The sequence below is a fragment of the Muribaculum sp. genome (assembly GCF_029051885.1).
Taxonomy (GTDB): Bacteria; Bacteroidota; Bacteroidia; order Bacteroidales; family Muribaculaceae; genus Muribaculum.
In genome coordinates, this window is the sequence record NZ_JAIDKI010000218.1 from 1 (window position 1) to 18,113 (window position 18,113).

Consider the following 18,113-nt stretch of genomic DNA (forward strand, 5'->3'; position numbering starts at 1 on the left):
CGATATATATCTTATGCACCTTTACCTTAGAGTTCTTGTCGATATGGATATTGACGATATTCTCGTTGGGAGCCGACAGGTCCTCAATCTGGTCGATGCGCACATCGGCGTTGCCAAATCCCTTCTGACTGTAGTAGCCTTTGATGATCTGGGTGGCGCGGTTTACGATATTCTGGGTAATCTGATTTCCCTTCATGAGCTGAAGGCGCTCTTCAAGGTCTTTCTTCTCACCCTTGCTTGCTCCGTAATAATTGATGGCTGAGATTCTCGGCTGGGGCTTCAGGGCAAATTCAAGCCACACCTTGTCGCCTGCCATCTTGGCCACCTTAATCTTGATTGTGCTGAAAAGGCCCTGGCGTGCAAAGCGCTTTGCCGCATTTGTAATATCAGGACCGGGTATCTCCACACGGTCGCCGACATTAAGCCCGGAGTATCCGATTACAATGTAATCCTCATAATTGGGCACACCGGTCACCTCGATTCCGGCAATCTCATAAGTTTTTGGCATGCCGGTATAGAGTATGTTGGGGTTGTAGACGGTATCGACCGGTGCGGTCAGGACCGAAGAGTCCTGAGCAGAGGCAACCGTAGTTGCAGAAAGGAGAGTCAGAGCGATGATTGTCAGCAGTCGGTTAAGCATAAGCTGATTTTATTTTTTCGGAGAAGTCGTGTCGTGTGAAATATTTGATATTGTATAATGTGTGGTGCCTTAATGCGGTCACTCCGGAGAGTCGCCGCTTACCTGTTCAGAGGTCTTGCCGAAACGGCGCTCACGGCTCTGATAGTCGACCACCGCCTTGCAGAAGTCCTCCTTGGAGAAATCCGGCCAGAAAGTCGGTACGACGGTAATTTCCGAATAAGCAATCTGCCACAGCAGGAAGTTGCTTACACGATGGTCGCCGCCGGTACGTATCAGCAAATCCGGGTCGGGCATGTCGCATGTGGCCATATGAGCGGATATGGTATCGGGGGTTATCTCATCCGGACGCATATTGCCCTGCTCTACCTCACGTGCTATCCGGCGCATGGCGTCGGTAATCTCCCAGCGCGAAGAGTAGCTTATGGCCAGCACCAGGGTCAGACCGGTGCAATGGGATGTATCGTCGATACACTTGCACAGACGGGTGTAGGCAAACTGAGGCATACGCGAGAAGTCGCCTATCATCGTCAGGCGCACATTGTTCTTTATCAGATCGGCCGTCTCCCTCTCTATGGCTACTACAACAAGATTCATCAGGGCATCAACCTCTGCCTGCGGACGATTCCAGTTTTCAGTAGAGAAAGTATAGAGTGTAAGATAGCCGATACCTATCTCCGAGGCAATCTCGGTGATTTTCCTTACGGTATTCACACCCTCGACATGTCCTTCCGAACGGTCGAGACCGTGTGATTTGGCCCATCGGCCGTTGCCATCCATTATCACGGCCACATGACGCGGCAGCCGCTGGGGGTCAATCTTATCTTTATATGACATAACGGTCACATTGCTTGGTCAATAATATATTCAGTCGACATAATAGCAACTTCTGCATCGTTCGCCAAACTCAAATGTCAGCGACACCATGACTGTGGAATACCAGTCGGTATTTTTTGCAAAAGAGCTTTTTATGCCGTATAAGTCACTTAACACCGGGCCGTCGACCTTGTCGGTAAACGCCTTGGTCATACACCACTCGACTCCGAGATTGAGCCGGGGATTGATTTTATATCTCACGCCGGCACCCATAGGTATATTGAACGCCACCGCCGTGCCCTCACACGAAACGAGCGTCATACCCATACCCAGAGTCAGGTAAGGCGACCAGCGCCGCATCTTGCGGTATGTCTCGCCGATACCGTAGTTGAAGAAGTTGAAATCGATACGGGCACCGAGGTCGCAGACGGTCGACGAGAAGCGATAGGTCTCTCCGCCGGGATATACATTGGTCATGTCGGAACTGTCGCCGCTGAGAGTGGCTACAGTAAAGTTGCCGCGTATGTTCCATCGCGGGCTCACCAGATACCGGAATATCGCTCCGCCTGCAAACCCCGGATGGGCATAAAGGCTGCCGGTATTGGCATCGCCGAGATAACCACTGAAGCCGAGAGCAGGTCCCAGTTCAAACTTATAGGCGGTCTCCTGGGCGGAGGCACGGCTCACACAGCATACCGACCAAAGCGCCACCAGAGTCATCACATAAATGACCGGCCGGCGCAATAGCTGTATTATTGTGTTCTGTCGAGGCCTCTTGTCAGGCATATCCGAATTGTCAGGCGTGAAAATGTGGGTGAGAAGAGTGATTATTTACTGGAGCGGTTTGTAAGTAAACCTGTTGATGACTCCGCGCAGTACGATATCGCGCAGATTGCCGTCAGCATCCTCGCCTCCGTATATATATATGTAGGGGCAATCCCACTGGGTAATCGGAGCTACCGCACGTCCACCGAAGAATCCGTCGAGCATACACCATGCCGGCAGACTGCGGAGTGTCACGCTTTCCCAACCGTTATCGGAAGCCGAACGGGCATGCATCACTGTAGGAATCACCAGAGCTCTGGCGCCTGCAAACGATTCCATCTGCTCGGGCAACTGCATCAGAGAGTCGGCCTTATGCCAGTTGACACCAAGGTCACGGGATATATACACCTCGCGCGACAATGCCCCGTCGGCCTTACGGCCGCCCATTGCAAAAATAGTCGACTGCTTGGTGACAGTCCAGTTGACGGTATTGGTCTTGAAAGTATAGTATGGGAAAATCGCCATTCCGTCAAGCGCGGCATCCAGCGGCATGTTGGCAAATTTATTCCATGCCTGACCGTCGTATCCCCAGACGGCACTCGTAAGATTGCCGTTTGCGATATGGCCGCCGGCGATAATGCCCTGGGGAGCCGAGCTCCATTCGGAAGAGTATGTGAGCATGCGGGTAGTGCCGCCTACAGGGAAGTCGGCTCTGACCTCGGATGCGACATAGCCCTGAGGCTCGGGATATGTGGCATGAACATATCCGCCGGCATCGGGCGCAATACCTACCACACGCGATTCATATGCTCCATAAATCCATGTCCATACCTTTCCGGCGGATGACCACGAGAGTCCGTCGGCCGAGCTGTACAGAGTGCCGTTGTCCGACAGCACATAGTAATCGCCGTCGGTCGCGGTAAGAGTGGACAGGCGCGGAGTGAATCCGAAATTCACACTTTCGCGTGCCCAGCTGTCGACAGGAGTCGCAGGATTGTCGGTCGAGGCGCGTTGCCATGCAGAGCCGTCGGTCGAGTAGCAATATACCATGCCGCCTTTCTCTACTGTCACGGCGTCCTTGGCTCCGCGGATGGCAGGAAGAGCCGAATAGGCCATATCGCCCCAGCACAATGAGTCAGGCTTCTGATTGTGGACATTTACCGTAATGGTATATGTACGTGAATATGTCTCGTTGAGCGATGTCACCGTTACCTTCACCGGAGAGCTGAAACATATCGTATCGGGAGATGTACTGTTGTACTCCTCCTCTTTTTCGTTGCCCTCGATATCGGTATAGTTAAGCATGATTTTCGACGAGCCGCCGGTGCCGATTACCGGCACAAGTTTACGTACATCAGTGCCCAGCGGCATAGAGTCGGCATTAAATATCTTCTGGCCCTCCAGGTCGATAGTAAAGAACACCGAGTCGAGATTGGCCAGCACCTTTGTATCGGCCTTGAGGTTGAATGCCGTTATAGCCGTACTTGAATACATCGTTTCCGGAGTATATCCGGTATCGATGTCGTAGTCGTTTGTATCATCGTCGCTGTTGCACGACACAACCACACTCCCAAACACGATTGAAAGTGCGGCAAGTGATGAGGCAGCAAGTCGCTTATTCATATATTTATATTTTTCAAACTGCAAAGATACGAAGTATTTGCCAAGTATATGCAGTATATTGCAAAAAACGTAGCCGCTCAGCACGGAGGCCCGTGCTAAGAGATGGTAAAATTAATCATTACCGCTGAAACGACAACGCATTTTTAGAAGTTTACATTTCTATATACCGTTTTTAGATGTTTTTAACTGCGATACACCTGTATAAACACAAATTCGGCGGGCCTGACAGTGATGCCACAGTCAGGCCCGCCGAATACGCCACTGTTGTCAGAGGCCGTATCGTAAGGTATTTTTTCAGAAATTGTAGCCTACCGAGAAAGTCCACATCTTGTTGTGTCCTTTATGTCCGTTGGCTTTCATTACATTGCGGAATCCGTATTGATAATGGGCACCAACGTAAAAATGCTCCATCGCCATGACACCGACTCCTGATTTGACGCCATAGTCATAACGGTCGGAAAGGGCAAATGTGGAGTCGCCGAAATATGGCTGCCTGCCGTTGGTCACCTCAAGTACTCCTGTCGATGAGTCATACTTCTTATACTTGTTGCTGCCGCCCCATCCCCATGCGAAATATGGTCCGCAGTCGAGATGCACCTGCACCAGCTGAGGCACACCGAGACGCAACGAGGCGAGAATCGGTATCTGTAGGAAATTGGCCTTCTGAGTGCCGTTGATAGCGCCGAGACTGTGTCCGTCGGTATACAGCATATGATAATCGTTTTTACGCGTGTATACAAATACGCCGGGCTGGATGGCAAAAAAATTGCGGAAATTTATATCAACCACGAAGCCGGCATTTAATCCGCTGCACCACTGATTGTCAGTCCACTCCACGCCGTTCATCACCTTGTCGTAATTGTTGGTGAGATTGGAGGTGTTGAAGCCGAGACGCACTCCGAACTGAAACAGATTTTCAGGAACTCCGGTGTCAAATATAGTCTGCGCATTGAGTCTAGAGCCGCCAAATATAGCAACAGCGGCCATGCATAGTGCGATGAATAGTCTTTTCATTTCTTCGGTTTATTTGTGTGTATTGCCAAAATTAGACATTATCGGCGAAAATCACAAACCCTATCGGTAGAAAAGTTGGTCATAACATCGCATACCTCATTCAAAACAACATAGATACAGTATAAGACGGTCGTAAAAAAGTGGTCTAAAAATATGTGGCACAGAAACCATTCCGTGCCACATATTTCAAATCGTTCTATTGTAAGACCCTCAGGCCTGAATTATCTTACACGGCGCGCACCGATATAACGGCGCGAGTAATATGGTTCGGTGCTCTTCGACACTGTGACTCCAAGAGAGTTGGACGAGTGGATAAACCGGAATGTGCCGTCGGGATTTACGTCGGTCACAAGCCCCACATGGCCCACTCTTGTCTTGCTCACGGCGCGTCCGCTGAAAAACACAAGGTCGCCGGGCTGGAGATCCAGACCATCGACAGCCTCACCCTGGGTATACTGCGATGAGCTCGACGCATTCAGCTTCATACCGAACTGGCTGAATACATAGCTGGTAAAGCCCGAACAATCAAATCCTTTCGGAGTCTTGCCGCCACGACGGTAACGCAAACCCTTATATTGGCCGGCAAACGACAGCATATCGGCGATATACTCCGGGGCTTCGTATGCATCATCTGTGGCTATGGGGTGAATCAACGGCAACTCGGGCTTCCATGTATTTATGGAAGCAAAGTCGGCGGTTATGTTTTTATGGTCGAGAGTTTCACGCAGAGGAGCTACCGCATCGGCGCAGATTACACCGACAAGCATCATGACTGCTGCGAGAGATACCCGTATGATATTGCTCATTTAAAATTAAGGTATTTTTAGTGAGTAGAGGCCATGTCCATTGCGCATATTGCACTGCCTCTCTTTCCATTCTTCACAAAGATACTGAAATCAACGTCAGCAATCAACCGGCCATCCGGTCATTTAAAGTCTTTTAGCATCCTCTGCGGATGCAGCCCTGCGAATTAACATAATTTTCACTTTTCATTAACATAACGCAGGCAATCCGGCATACAATGCTTCCGCGCCACTTCAGAAATTGACCGACTTAAGCCACTGGCGCCATTGCTCGCGAGTGCCGTTGAACGTATTAAGGTCGACCGATGTGTCGGTGGCACTCACCCATCCCCAGTGGCTGTACTGCCACAGCGACCACTCCGTATCGGCATCTTCCGGCAGAGGCGGACGGGTAAACGAACATATCCACAGCGGATAATCGGTAAAACGGTCGCGCACAAAACGCTCATATCCGTCTTTGTTGGTATACAGCATCACAGCATGCCCGTTGCTCTCCAGATAGTCTATCATATCCTGGAGGCGCATGACAATAGAGTCGGTATGCATGCTTTTCGGATTGGTCCACTCCTCAAGGTCTATCACCAGGGGAAGCTCGAGAGTCTTCCCTACCAGAGAGTTCAGCAGATTGATGCCCTGCATCTTTCCGTCGGTGCCGAACTTAAAGAAGTGGTATGCACCGATATTCTGTATTCCGGCCTTGCGGGCGGCAAGATAATTATGGTTGAATTTAGGGTCTTTGAATGTAGCCCCCTCTGTTGCTTTCAGCACCACAAAATCAATCGAGTCAGCGGCAAGAAGGCTGAAGTCGATATCTCCGTTATGGGCCGAGAGGTCAAGGCCGGTGACAGGATACTCCTCGCGGCTGAGTTCAAGAGGCGTAATCTCCCGGCGCAGACGCACGAGCAACATCACCATCCCAACGGCAAGAAACACCGACAGAATGACTACGGTAGCAACATTTATGCCCGACTTGCTCTTTCCGCGCGCACTCATAATCACACACCCTTGTTACAGATTTCAGCCACAAGCCAGGCAAGCGCCACCGCAAGCATAGCCACAGCCGTCATGCCGAGCAACGGATTGATGGCTCGGCCCGTGCGCCGCTTCAACATCATACACAGCGACATGTGAATCGCCAGATATGCCCACGCAATCCATCGGTGGGAGCCCATCGCGTCAAGCAGCAGAAGCATGGCAAGCACTCCGCCGATAAGATACAGCGAGTATGCGAATCCACGCCCCATTATCACAGCGAGTGTATGCTTTCCCACTGCGGCATCGTCGTCGGCATCGCGATAATTATTTACCAGCAGCACATTGGCCCCCATAAGCCCGATGGCCACAGAAGCCATACCCACAGGCCACACAAAAGTGCCGGCCTGCACATAATACGTAAGATTGACCGGTATGACTCCGAAAAAGATGATTACAGCCACCTCGCCAAGCCCATGGCGCGACAGCGGATACGGCCCGGCACTGTATGCCATGGCGCCAATCGCTATGACGACACCGGCAAGCAGCAGCCACCAGCCGCCCCACCACAGCAATGACAGCCCGACACAGCAAGCCATACCGAGAGTGGCATATGTGGCGCAAAGCATCGCACGCGGTGTGATATCCCCTTCGGTCACACCGCGCCGCGGACCGTCGCGCCCCACACGGTCAAGGCCGTCACGGTAGTCATAATATTCATTGGCAAAGTTCGAGGCCACCTGCGCCAGCAGGGCAAATACCAGACACAACACTGCGGGCGCCGCCATAAAGGTGCCGTCGCCCACATTATATCCTATCGCCGTCAGCACTCCGGCTGCCGAGACGGGCAGTGTGCGCAGGCGCATGGCTTCAATCCACGGTTTCAGAGTCATATTCTTAGTGCTTGTTTACGTAGGAAAGTCCTGATTACAGTAGGGCAGACACCATCTCAGTCGATTTCCGATATTGAGTTTTCCGACAGTTTTGCCGAAGCCTCGTCGTCGGTGATGCCGAAACATCTTGTCACCGCTATGCGTATACGGTCGGCCTCGGCCGAGTCATTCCTCAGGATATCAATTATCGCGGCCACATACGCATCATGATTTTTCAGCCCGCACAGCTCCGCCACATTGCTCTGTCCCACCATCGACTTCTGATTGTATACCCTGAGTATCGACTGATAGTCGCCACCTTCGGCATACCCCCGGAAATCGCGCACAAGCCCGTTGTATATGTCGCGCGGACGCAGGGCATTGACCAGATCGGCCATATGCTGCTCAAGTTTGTCAATCGACGGGAAACGCCCGTCAATGCGGTATTCCACCATGCGCTTCACCCGATGGCGCGTATGCATGAGCGCCTGCTGCTTGAGCTCGCCGCGAAACATGTTTATCACCGACTTGCGCACACGGTCAAACACCCGGTCATCATTGCGGTGGAAATGTCGGGCGACGGCCCTTACCACATCCTCAAGCATCAGTATATTTTCAATCTCCGCCACATCTGGCACAAAGATGCGCTTCTTGCGCAGATAAGCCACCTCATGGGCATCGCGCCGGTCACGGTCTACGATACCGTGGCTGTCGAGATGGTGAAATGAATTCAGGTCGTTGAACGTGCGCGTGGCCTCTATCACCTTGTTGCAGCTGCCCAGCGAGCGCACAGTATAGTTGGTAAACACCAGCGGATAGAGCTTGGCATCGATGCTGTGGGTGCCGTCGCCCTCAATAAAGAGCACCGGCTTGCGCGCGCCTACTATAGTAGTATATATCTCGTCGTCAAGAGGAGTCCCGGCGGGCAACACGACATAGCTCCAGCGCTGGGCCTCGGCGTCATATCCGCGCACCCACACGGCGGATGCTCCGGTGCGCGAAGCCACAAACTCCACGTCGTGGGTTGTATAGACCCATGTGCAGTCGGGGCGCAACGCCTCCACCTTGTCCCATATCATCCCCATTATCGAGGGATGGAGAAACATCCCGGGATTGTCGACAAACACCACCGCATCCTCCGGCGCCAGCACCGCGGCTCCGAAAGAGTAAAGCACGGCTTTCTCGCCGTCCGACAGTCGCATCTGTGAGTATGTGCCCTCATCCTCCTTGCGGCTGAACAGCAGACGTCCGCTCTCCCTGAGAATACGGCTGTCGGGAAACACCTCCTGCCAAGCGCTGATCACACGGTCAAGACATGTAGGCTCCATCCGGCCTCCCGAATGCTTGTGCAAAAGCAGGTGCAATACCTCATCGAGCAGCAGCAGAGCCATCACACGCTCAAACTGGGTATGGTGGTCGCTGCGCATAAATGGCGAACGCTCTGTGGCGCTCTCATACAGCACATCGACCGACCCCTCGAGAGTGTCAGGCGCCGCACCTCCGTAAATAGCTGTCAGGGCCGAGATGCGGAATACCGGCATCTGCTCGGAGGTCTCGGCAACCAGCCGCTCGGTAAAACGCGTCTTGCCGGAGCCGTTCGCACCTATTATTATAATACTGCGCGCATCGTCGACTACCGCGCGAGTCGTGTCAAGCTGTGGAGGGAGCGTTAGTTTCATGCCGTAATACGTTTTGGGGTCAGTAAAGTTAACAAATTATTCCTTACAGGCAATCAACCCTCCACATGTTTGTCAACAATACAGCGACGGGAAATCACGGCAAATCCGGATTCCCCCCACCAAACCCCGCTCTTTATATCACCTCGCAACTATCAACAAGCCGTGCATTTCAGATTATGTTCAATGTTCATCACTCATAATTTCCCATTTACAAGTTAATGCGACGAAAATGGCAGATGCACATTATTCCATCCTATCGCGATAGCGAACAAAGCAATTATACCTCCAAAGAATGCCAATATACCACCGACACAGAATGCCCAAGTGATTATTACCCATTTCCTATGCCACGATTTATCCATTTTTTCAAATTCCTTGAAATATTCCAAATAACGGTCATCGGCAAAAATAGCTTCATTGGCGGGCATGTAGCACAGCCAAATCGGAGTTATCAAAACCATACCAAATAGTGAAGAGCTTATTAGCCCAACTGTTTTATACAATATCCCTTCCAACAAAAATGCAATGCAAGCTACATAACATAAATAAAAAGAAATAGCCCTATAACTCGCCCAACGAATATGAAATCCGGTTTTCTTATTATAGAAATAATCATATGTTTCCTTTTCATGATTTGCTACATGAGCATACAAGCGAGCCTTGTGTTTCTTCGAAAGAAAGATTGTTGCAAAAACCAACAGGAATCCTCCCATAATTTTATCAAAGAAAATGCGCACCCTTATATCTCCTCGCCAAATACAATAAAGTATTGCATTCAGGAAATATGCAAATCGATCACCTCTCATAGTGTTCTATTTTACTCTTAGAATCTGTATCATCTGAATTTAAACAGTTTCTTAAATCAATGCGGCAGGAATGGTACATCTATGTTACTGTATCCACCCACTACAATAGCCATCATTGTAATTATACCGAAAATTTCGATTACTATCCCTCCGACACAGAATATCCATGTTATTAATGTCCATTTTTTATGCCATCTATTATCCTCCTTCTCAAACTGCTTGAAATACTTCAAGTAGCGGTTATCGGTAAACACAGCCTTATAGGCTGGAATATAACTCACCACTATCGGAATTATTGATATGATAATAAATAACGTCGGATTAATGACTGCCACAAAATTTCTAAGCAGGATGCCTGCAATCACATATGACGGAAAAACTGAATAACATAAATAAAACATACCATATCTATGATGTGCCCATCTTATATGAAAACCACTTTTCTTATTATAAAAATAATCATGTGTTTCCTTCTCATGATTTGCCAAATGGGCACACAGACGTCCTTTATACTTCTTGGTAAGAAATAGCGTGGCAAAAACCAACAGGAATCCTCCTATCACTTTATGAAGCACATGTCCTACCCTTATATCTCCTCGCCAAATGCAATAATGCACCGCATTCAGGAAATATGAAAACCGATTGTTATCTATCATATCATACATGACCGGTTACCACAATAGAATAGCCCATGCAGCAGCTATAGACAATAAAAAAATCAAGACTCCCCCAATACAGAACGCAGTGGTGATTCTCGCCCATTTACGATGCCAATCCCTATTCTCTTTCTCAAATTCCTTGAAATATTCAAAGTAGCGATCACTTGAAAAGACTGCTTTATAGGCCGGAATATATCCCAAACCAATTGGCACAGCAAGAGTGCCAATCATTACGATTGGTGTAATATCTCCATTGATTTTAAGTATCAATCCAAACATGAGGAATGACAGGAAACACGGATAACACGAATAAACGTAGCCGAACTCATACTTCGACAACCCGATATAAAGCCCCTTCTTTTTATCATACTTAAACTCATATAGTTGCTGTTCACGCATTGCCATATAAGCATAAAGTCTCTCCTGACAATTCCTTGAACACATATACTTGGCAAAAAGACGTATACTGCCAAAGACCAGTTTATGAATAAAATTGCCAATCCATATCTCATGAAGCCAAATGCAATAATGCACCGCATTCAGGAAATATGCAAATTTTGTATTGTCCATATTATCGCATTACAATGCACCCTCATTCTCTATCATAGCTAATATCAACCATGCGATTAACATGTCCGCTTTGATTTCATATATGTATTCCTTACATATATGTATGTTTAGTTACGGTGCCATCAGGTGTCACGGTCGAAAAAATCTACCCCCAACTATTATAGTTATTCAATAAGGTCTTTCACAATTGAAGGCGATAGATAATTACAGCCGCAAATATAATCATTCCCTTTGCAGTATGCAATCTTAATTTCACTGTTACTGAAAATCCATTATCCATATTTTCAGATAGTAGTCGATACAATACGGAAAATCGGTTATTTAGCTATGTTTTGTAACATATTGCTTCATGACGCGTTTTTCAAATATTTTCTGTAATTTGCCAACCGTTGCCCGCAGGCACAAGGCCATAGAGTGGCGCCGGATGGACAACAGACTACTTTTTCTCACTATAAACTTCTAATAACATGAAGGTTTACAAGACAAGCGAAATCAAAAACATAGCCTTGCTTGGCAGCAAAGGCTCCGGTAAAACCACACTCGCCGAAGCAATGCTTTACGAGTGTGGAGTTATAAAACGTCGCGGCAATGTCGAGTCAGGCAACACCGTCAGCGACTATTTCCCGGTGGAGAAAGAGTATGGCTACTCAGTATTCTCTACCATTTTTTACGCCGAATTCCTTGGCAAGAAACTCAATGTAATCGACTGTCCGGGCGCCGACGACTTCGTAGGAAACGCCATCACAGCCCTTAACGTAACAGATACCGGCGTCATCCTCATCGACGCGCAGTATGGCGTGGAAGTAGGCACTCAGAATATATTCCGCACCACCGCTACTCTTAAGAAACCCGTTATCTTCGCCCTCAACCAGCTCGACGGAGAGAAAGCCGATTACGACAACGTAATCGAGCAGATGACCGAAATTTTCGGCCCGAAGGTGACACCCATCCAGTACCCCATCAACGTCGGCCCGGGCTTCAACGCCATGATTGACGTGCTACTTATGAAAAAATACTCCTGGGGCCCCGACGGCGGAGTTCCCACTATTGAGGAAATACCGGCCGAAGAACACGACCGCGCCCAGGAGCTCCACCAGAAACTCGTCGAGGCTGCCGCCGAAAACGACGAGACCCTCATGGAAAAATTCTTCGACCAGGGCCACCTCACCGAGGACGAGATGCGCGAAGGCATCCGCAAAGGACTCGTCGACCGCTCCATATTCCCGGTATTCTGCGTCAGCGCCATCAAGGACATGGGCGTGCGCCGCATGATGGAATTCCTCGGCAATGTTGTGCCGTTCGTAGAGGATATGCCCGCACCGGTCGACACTGAAGGCGAAGAGGTGAAACCCGACTCCGACGGTCCGCTCTCGCTCTTCATGTTCAAGACCACTATCGAACCCCATATCGGCGAAGTCAGCTACTTCAAGGTCATGAGCGGAACGCTCACCCCCGGCGTAGACCTCACCAACATGGACCGCGGCTCAAAAGAGCGCATCGCACAGGTGTTCTGTGTATGCGGCCAGATAAAGACTCCCGTCGACAAACTATGTGCCGGAGATATCGGTGCCACCGTAAAACTGAAAGACGCCCGCACCGGCAACACCCTCGACGAAAAAGGCTGTGAATACCGTTTCGACTTCATAAAGTATCCCGCACCAAAATATCAGCGCGCCGTACGCCCCGTCACAGAGGCCGACGCCGAAAAGCTCTCGGAAATCCTCACACGCATGCATGAAGAGGATCCCACCTGGGAAGTGCAGCAGTCAAAAGAACTCAAGCAGACTATACTCTCGGGACAGGGCGAATTCCACCTGCGCACACTCAAATGGCGTGTCGAAAACAACGACAAGCTCCCTATCATATTCGAAGAGCCTCGCATACCCTACCGTGAGACTATCACAAAGGCCGCACGCGCCGACTATCGCCACAAGAAGCAGTCGGGTGGTGCCGGACAGTTCGGTGAGGTACACCTGATTATCGAGCCTTACACCGAAGGAATGCCTGCGCCCGACACCTACAAGTTTGGCAACCAGGAGTTCAAGATGAACGTCCGCGACACCCAGGAGATACCCCTCGAATGGGGCGGCAAGCTGGTGGTGTGCAACTGTATTGTCGGCGGAGCCATCGACGCACGCTTTATCCCTGCAATCGTGAAGGGTCTCATGGACCGCATGGAACAGGGCCCGCTTACCGGTAGCTACGCCCGCGACGTGCGCGTATGTATCTACGACGGCAAGATGCACCCCGTTGACTCCAACGAAATATCATTCCGCCTGGCCGGACGAAACGCCTTCTCTGAGGCTTTCCGCAACTCCAACCCCAAGATTCTCGAGCCGGTATACGATGTCGACGTATTCGTTCCCGCCGATGTCATGGGCGACGTGATGAGCGACCTTCAGGGACGCCGTGCCATAATCATGGGTATGGCCAGCGAAAACGGATTCGAGAAGATTTCCGCACGTGTACCCCTTAAGGAGATGTCATCCTACTCTACCGCACTCAGCTCCATCACCGGCGGACGCTCTTCATTTACCATGAAGTTCAGTTCCTACGAGCTCGTGCCCTCCGACGTTCAGGAAAAACTCCTCAAGGCATATGCCGACTCTCAGTCTGAAGAATAAAGAAACTGGTTAAAATATCATCTACTACCATTTTTAAACCCCGCAGGCGCGCCCGTCAAAAGGCGCGTCTGCTTATTTTGTGCATATACCCGCCCTCCGCGGTATCTCTCTGAAATAAATGTTGAAATAATCTTAGAACATGTTTAAACAAGCTCCTAACGTCACCGCGGCATACGCTTTTTTTGTATCTTTGCATATTGAAGTCATATAGGCATGCGGCCCATGAATATGATGATTTCACCGTCGGTCATATCCGAAATGATATGACTGCCATTTTATTGTTGAATATCAGAAAAATAACCTAAAAAGTAGAAACTATGCGCAATTTCATTTCAGTAGCAGATATAGGTCCCCTTGACCGCGCTGTGGCCGAGGCCCTTGAAGTAAAAGCCAACCGCTTTGCCTACAAACATCTCGGAGAAAACCGCACGCTGATGATGATTTTCTTCAACTCATCGCTCCGCACGCGACTCTCCACCCAGAAAGCAGCCCTCAATCTCGGCATGAATGTAATCGTGCTCGACGTCAACCAGGGCGCATGGAAGCTCGAGACCGAACGCGGAGTCATCATGGATGGCGACAAGCCCGAGCATCTCCTTGAAGCAATTCCGGTAATGGGATGCTACTGCGACATAATCGGCGTTCGCTCGTTCGCACGCTTCGAGTCGAAAGAAGATGACTATCAGGAGAAAGTCATCAACCAGTTCATACGCTACTCCGGACGCCCGGTATTCTCAATGGAAGCGGCTACACGCCATCCCCTCCAGTCGTTTGCCGACCTTATCACAATCGAAGAGCATAAGACCGTCGAACGCCCCAAAGTGGTGATGACATGGGCACCTCATCCCAAAGCGCTCCCGCAGGCTGTGCCCAACTCGTTTGCCGAGTGGATGAACGCCACCGACTACGACTTCGTGATAACCCATCCGCGTGGCTACGAGCTTGACCCCCGGTTTGTAGGCAACGCCAGAGTGGAATACGACCAGGACAAGGCACTCGCCGGAGCCGACTTCGTATATGCCAAAAACTGGAGCGCATTCTCCGACCCCGACTACGGAAAAGTCCTGTCTACCGACCGTTCCTGGACAATCACTGCCGAAAAGATGGCTTTGACCAACAACGCCTTCTTCATGCACTGTCTCCCCGTTCGCCGCAACATGATTGTAAGCGACGACGTAATCGAAGGTCCGCGCTCTCTGGTAATCCCCGAAGCGGCCAACCGCGAGATTTCTGCCCAGGTAGTACTGAAACGAATGCTCGAAGAGCTTTAACCGTCAACCGTTTAAATGGCTACACATACACCTAAAGAAGTTATCGACAAAGTAGCGGGCATCGGCGCGGCAAAGGCCGACCTCAGCTCCGGCCGAAACGGCACTTACGCCCGTTTTGCTGTTCTTACCATACTCGCCGGCGTATATATCGCTTTCGGAGGAGTGCTGTCAGTGATTCTCGGATTCGGATTCCCCGAAATCACAGCCGCCAACCCGGCTATGCAGAAGCTCCTGAGCGGAGCCGCCTTCCCGATAGGGCTGATACTCGTGGTAGTTCTCGGAGCCGAACTGTTTACCGGCAACAACGCCATGCTTATGCCCTCGTGGATTATGAAGCGCTGCTCGGCATGGGACATAATCGTAAACTGGACGCTCGTATATCTCGGCAACTTTGTCGGCGCGCTTCTCTTCGTGTATCTGCTCGTATATCTTACCGGACTGCTAAAGCCCGAGCCCTACCATTCGGCTATAATCGCTGTAGCGCAGGCCAAAGTGTCACTCCCCTGGCTCACCGCATTCCTCCGGGGCATAGGCGCCAACTGGTGTGTATGTCTTGCCATATGGCTCGCACTTTCCGCCAAAAGCTCGGGCGCGAAGATGTTTGGATGCTGGCTCCCGGTAATGGCCTTTGTGGCCCTCGGCTACGAACACTCCATAGCCAACATGTTTTTCATCCCCGCCGCAATGCTTGAAGGTGCCGGAATCACCGTCTCTCAGATGATTATCGACAACCTCATACCCGTTACCATCGGCAATATCCTGGGCGGAGCTCTGTTTGTAGGCTGTGTCCACGCCTATCTCCATCTCGACCCCAATAAACGATGAAAACAATCCTGTCACGGCTGTTTCCGGCCGACATGTGGCGCGGGCGCCTGTCAGTGCTCGTTGCCGCCGCATTCCTGAAGCTCATCCTGTTCGACGTAGTGTGGTGCACAGGCACCACATTCCGTGCAATGTCCGACATAGGCCTGTACCTCAACGCCCTGCTCGGAGCGCTCCTGCTCGCACTCCCCTATGTGCTGTCGCGACGGTTCTGGATAGCCGTGACGATTCTGTTCCTGGCCGACGGCGTACTCGTGGCCAACCTCATGTATTGCCGCACATATTTCACGGCAATACCTCTCGACAGCTACCTCCTCGCCGGCAATCTCTCCGACTTCACCGCCAGTGTGGTCGACTCCATGCGATGGCTCGACATACTGATTCCTCTTACCTCGGTAGCGGCCTGGATAATCGGACGCCGCATGCCGCGACGCTTCCCGCCACGCTCTACACTGCGCTACCTTGCCTGCCTCCTTGTGGCAGCGCTCCTTGCAGCAATCGCGGCAATGTGCCGAGGCGGATTCCGTGCCCACTATTCCCGCCTCCAGGAGTCATGCTACTACACCACCTGCACGACTCCGATATACACCGTAGGCGGATCAATCATGTACGACATCCTCAGCGGCAACTCTCGGTCGCTCGACGACGCCGCACGCGCTCGCATCGACTCATGGATGCAGCAGAAGGAGAGCTGTCGCCCCCACAGGGCGCTCCCCGACTCCATCCCCTCACGCGACAATCTGGTGATTATCCTGTGTGAATCGCTCGAAAGCTGGGTTATCGACCGCAATATCGACGGAGTGGAGATTACACCCGTGATTGACTCACTCATCGCCGACACAGCCTCTACCCTCTATGCGCCCAACGTGCTGACTCAAGTGGCTGCCGGACGCTCAATCGACTGCCAGCTGCTCATCAATGCCGGCATGCTCCCGATGCAGTCGAGCGTCTACTCGATGCGCTATCCCCAGAATCGCTACTACACCCTCAATCAGGCACTCGCCGAGAAAAACGGAGCACGCTCCTACATACTCACGTGCGACAAGCCAATCGTATGGAATCAGGAACCGATTGCCCGTGCATTCGGCATCGACACCCTGCTCACCCGCTCATCATGGCGCAACGACGAGCTCGTAGGCAACCCCGCCAAGCTGAGCGACGGCTCATTCATGCGCCAGGCAGTCGAAAAAATGCAGGCCGCAGAAATCTGGCCCGAGGGCGAAAACGCGTTCATCCAGTTTGTGACATACTCCGGGCACAACCCCTTCCGACTCCCTGAAAACCTGCGCACCGTAGCATTCTCCGACCGATTCCCCGAGCGCATGCGCGACTACATGATGATGGCACATTACACCGACAGCGCCATCGGCACCCTCCTCTCCTATCTGCGCTCGCGTCCCGACTACGACCGCACTCTGATAGTGATTACAGGCGACCACGAAGGGCTCGCAATGGACCGTGCCGCCATTCTCGCCAATCCCGACGCACGCGGAATCGTATCGCCGGGACAATACACCCCTCTGATTATAGTCAACTCCCCGGTGGGGGGACGATACGACGGTATCCTCGGACAGGCCGACATCTACCCGACACTGCTCAACCTCATGAAGCTCGACTCCTACCGGTGGAAAGGTATGGGCACCAGTATACTCGACCCGTCCAAGCCTCGGTTCGCCATAAGCTCTATGACCGGCGAGCTCGCCGGCGACACTGCGACAGTGTCGCCCGCCATGCTTTCCAACATCCGCTCGGCACGCGCCATATCCGACCTCATTATCTCGACCGACGCATTCTCCATCATGCCCTGACATAACGGCATATGCGTCGGGGAAGTCCTCCCTACCGGCGTGTTAAATACCATACAACCTCGCATTCCTATCCCACAAATCCCATCGCAACCCTTCCATACCAACCCTACTCACCAACCCATACCATCCCTACCCCGCCGGCCCATCGTGCCCCGGGCTACATCCACAACTCCACGCGTTAGCGCATAGCCGCTTTAGCGGTGTCTACAACGTTAGCCCCACCCAAGAGCCGCCATAGCGGTTCGCAGGGTGGGGTTGGCCCCCTCCCCCCGAATGCCCGGCGTAGCCCGGCGACTTTACACCAACCCAACCCACCAACATCACCATCCCACCCTCGCACTCCGTACCGGCATGTTAAATATGCATAATAAT

General features: G+C 51.4%; 16 protein-coding genes. 4 read left to right on the plus strand and 12 right to left on the minus strand.

Annotated elements, in window-relative coordinates; genetic code table 11:
* The 12 genes from K2I50_RS08960 to K2I50_RS09015 form a co-directional block, all read right to left on the minus strand.
* On the minus strand, positions 1–640 hold a 640-nt coding region (locus K2I50_RS08960; RefSeq protein WP_301025980.1), incomplete at its 3' end, for a POTRA domain-containing protein.
* A gap of 78 nt (positions 641–718) precedes the next feature.
* Entirely contained in the window at positions 719–1,474 is a 756-nt protein-coding gene (gene uppS, locus K2I50_RS08965; RefSeq protein ID WP_301025981.1) for an undecaprenyl pyrophosphate synthase, read from the minus strand.
* Positions 1,475–1,504: 30 nt separating this feature from the next.
* Positions 1,505–2,239 (minus strand): type IX secretion system protein PorG, encoded by a 735-nt coding sequence (gene porG / locus K2I50_RS08970; RefSeq protein ID WP_301025982.1) that lies wholly within the window; start codon positions 2,237–2,239, stop codon positions 1,505–1,507.
* Positions 2,240–2,284: 45 nt separating this feature from the next.
* On the minus strand, positions 2,285–3,841 hold the full coding sequence (gene bamI / locus K2I50_RS08975) for a beta-barrel-assembly machine lipoprotein BamI (RefSeq protein ID WP_301025983.1): 1,557 nt from the start codon (positions 3,839–3,841) through the stop codon (positions 2,285–2,287).
* 294 nt (positions 3,842–4,135) lie between these two features.
* Positions 4,136–4,855 (minus strand): porin family protein, encoded by a 720-nt coding sequence (locus K2I50_RS08980; RefSeq protein WP_301025984.1) that lies wholly within the window; start codon positions 4,853–4,855, stop codon positions 4,136–4,138.
* A gap of 221 nt (positions 4,856–5,076) precedes the next feature.
* Positions 5,077–5,661, minus strand: a complete 585-nt coding sequence (locus K2I50_RS08985; RefSeq protein WP_301025985.1) for a C40 family peptidase — start codon at positions 5,659–5,661, stop codon at positions 5,077–5,079.
* 231 nt (positions 5,662–5,892) lie between these two features.
* Complete coding sequence (locus K2I50_RS08990; RefSeq protein WP_301025986.1) at positions 5,893–6,651, minus strand: glycoside hydrolase family 25 protein; 759 nt, start codon at positions 6,649–6,651, stop codon at positions 5,893–5,895.
* A 2-nt stretch (positions 6,652–6,653) separates the two neighbouring features.
* Positions 6,654–7,523, minus strand: coding sequence for a 1,4-dihydroxy-2-naphthoate octaprenyltransferase (gene menA, locus K2I50_RS08995; RefSeq protein ID WP_301025987.1), 870 nt, complete (start codon positions 7,521–7,523; stop codon positions 6,654–6,656).
* Between the two features lie 56 nt (positions 7,524–7,579).
* Positions 7,580–9,181 carry a DUF4435 domain-containing protein gene (locus tag K2I50_RS09000; RefSeq protein WP_301025988.1) on the minus strand — a complete coding sequence of 534 codons (1,602 nt, stop codon included), beginning with the start codon at positions 9,179–9,181 and terminating at the stop codon, positions 7,580–7,582.
* A 215-nt stretch (positions 9,182–9,396) separates the two neighbouring features.
* The gene (locus K2I50_RS09005; protein ID WP_301025989.1) at positions 9,397–9,894 is read right to left on the minus strand and encodes a hypothetical protein; all 498 of its coding nucleotides are present in this window, start codon (positions 9,892–9,894) and stop codon (positions 9,397–9,399) included.
* Between the two features lie 149 nt (positions 9,895–10,043).
* Positions 10,044–10,643 carry a hypothetical protein gene (locus tag K2I50_RS09010; protein ID WP_301025990.1) on the minus strand — a complete coding sequence of 200 codons (600 nt, stop codon included), beginning with the start codon at positions 10,641–10,643 and terminating at the stop codon, positions 10,044–10,046.
* A 15-nt stretch (positions 10,644–10,658) separates the two neighbouring features.
* The gene (locus K2I50_RS09015; RefSeq protein WP_301025991.1) at positions 10,659–11,216 is read right to left on the minus strand and encodes a hypothetical protein; all 558 of its coding nucleotides are present in this window, start codon (positions 11,214–11,216) and stop codon (positions 10,659–10,661) included.
* A gap of 467 nt (positions 11,217–11,683) precedes the next feature.
* Here K2I50_RS09015 and fusA2 point away from each other — a divergent pair, with 467 nt between their 5' ends.
* From fusA2 to K2I50_RS09035, 4 genes are all read left to right on the plus strand, one after another.
* Entirely contained in the window at positions 11,684–13,840 is a 2,157-nt protein-coding gene (gene fusA2, locus K2I50_RS09020; RefSeq protein WP_301025992.1) for an elongation factor G2, read from the plus strand.
* Positions 13,841–14,157: 317 nt separating this feature from the next.
* Entirely contained in the window at positions 14,158–15,111 is a 954-nt protein-coding gene (locus K2I50_RS09025; RefSeq protein WP_301025993.1) for a Rossmann-fold NAD(P)-binding domain-containing protein, read from the plus strand.
* A gap of 15 nt (positions 15,112–15,126) precedes the next feature.
* Entirely contained in the window at positions 15,127–15,936 is an 810-nt protein-coding gene (locus K2I50_RS09030; protein WP_301025994.1) for a formate/nitrite transporter family protein, read from the plus strand.
* Entirely contained in the window at positions 15,933–17,741 is a 1,809-nt protein-coding gene (locus K2I50_RS09035; protein WP_301025995.1) for an LTA synthase family protein, read from the plus strand. Before K2I50_RS09030 ends, K2I50_RS09035 begins: the two co-directional genes overlap by 4 nt.
* Positions 17,742–18,113: the final 372 nt, after the last annotated feature.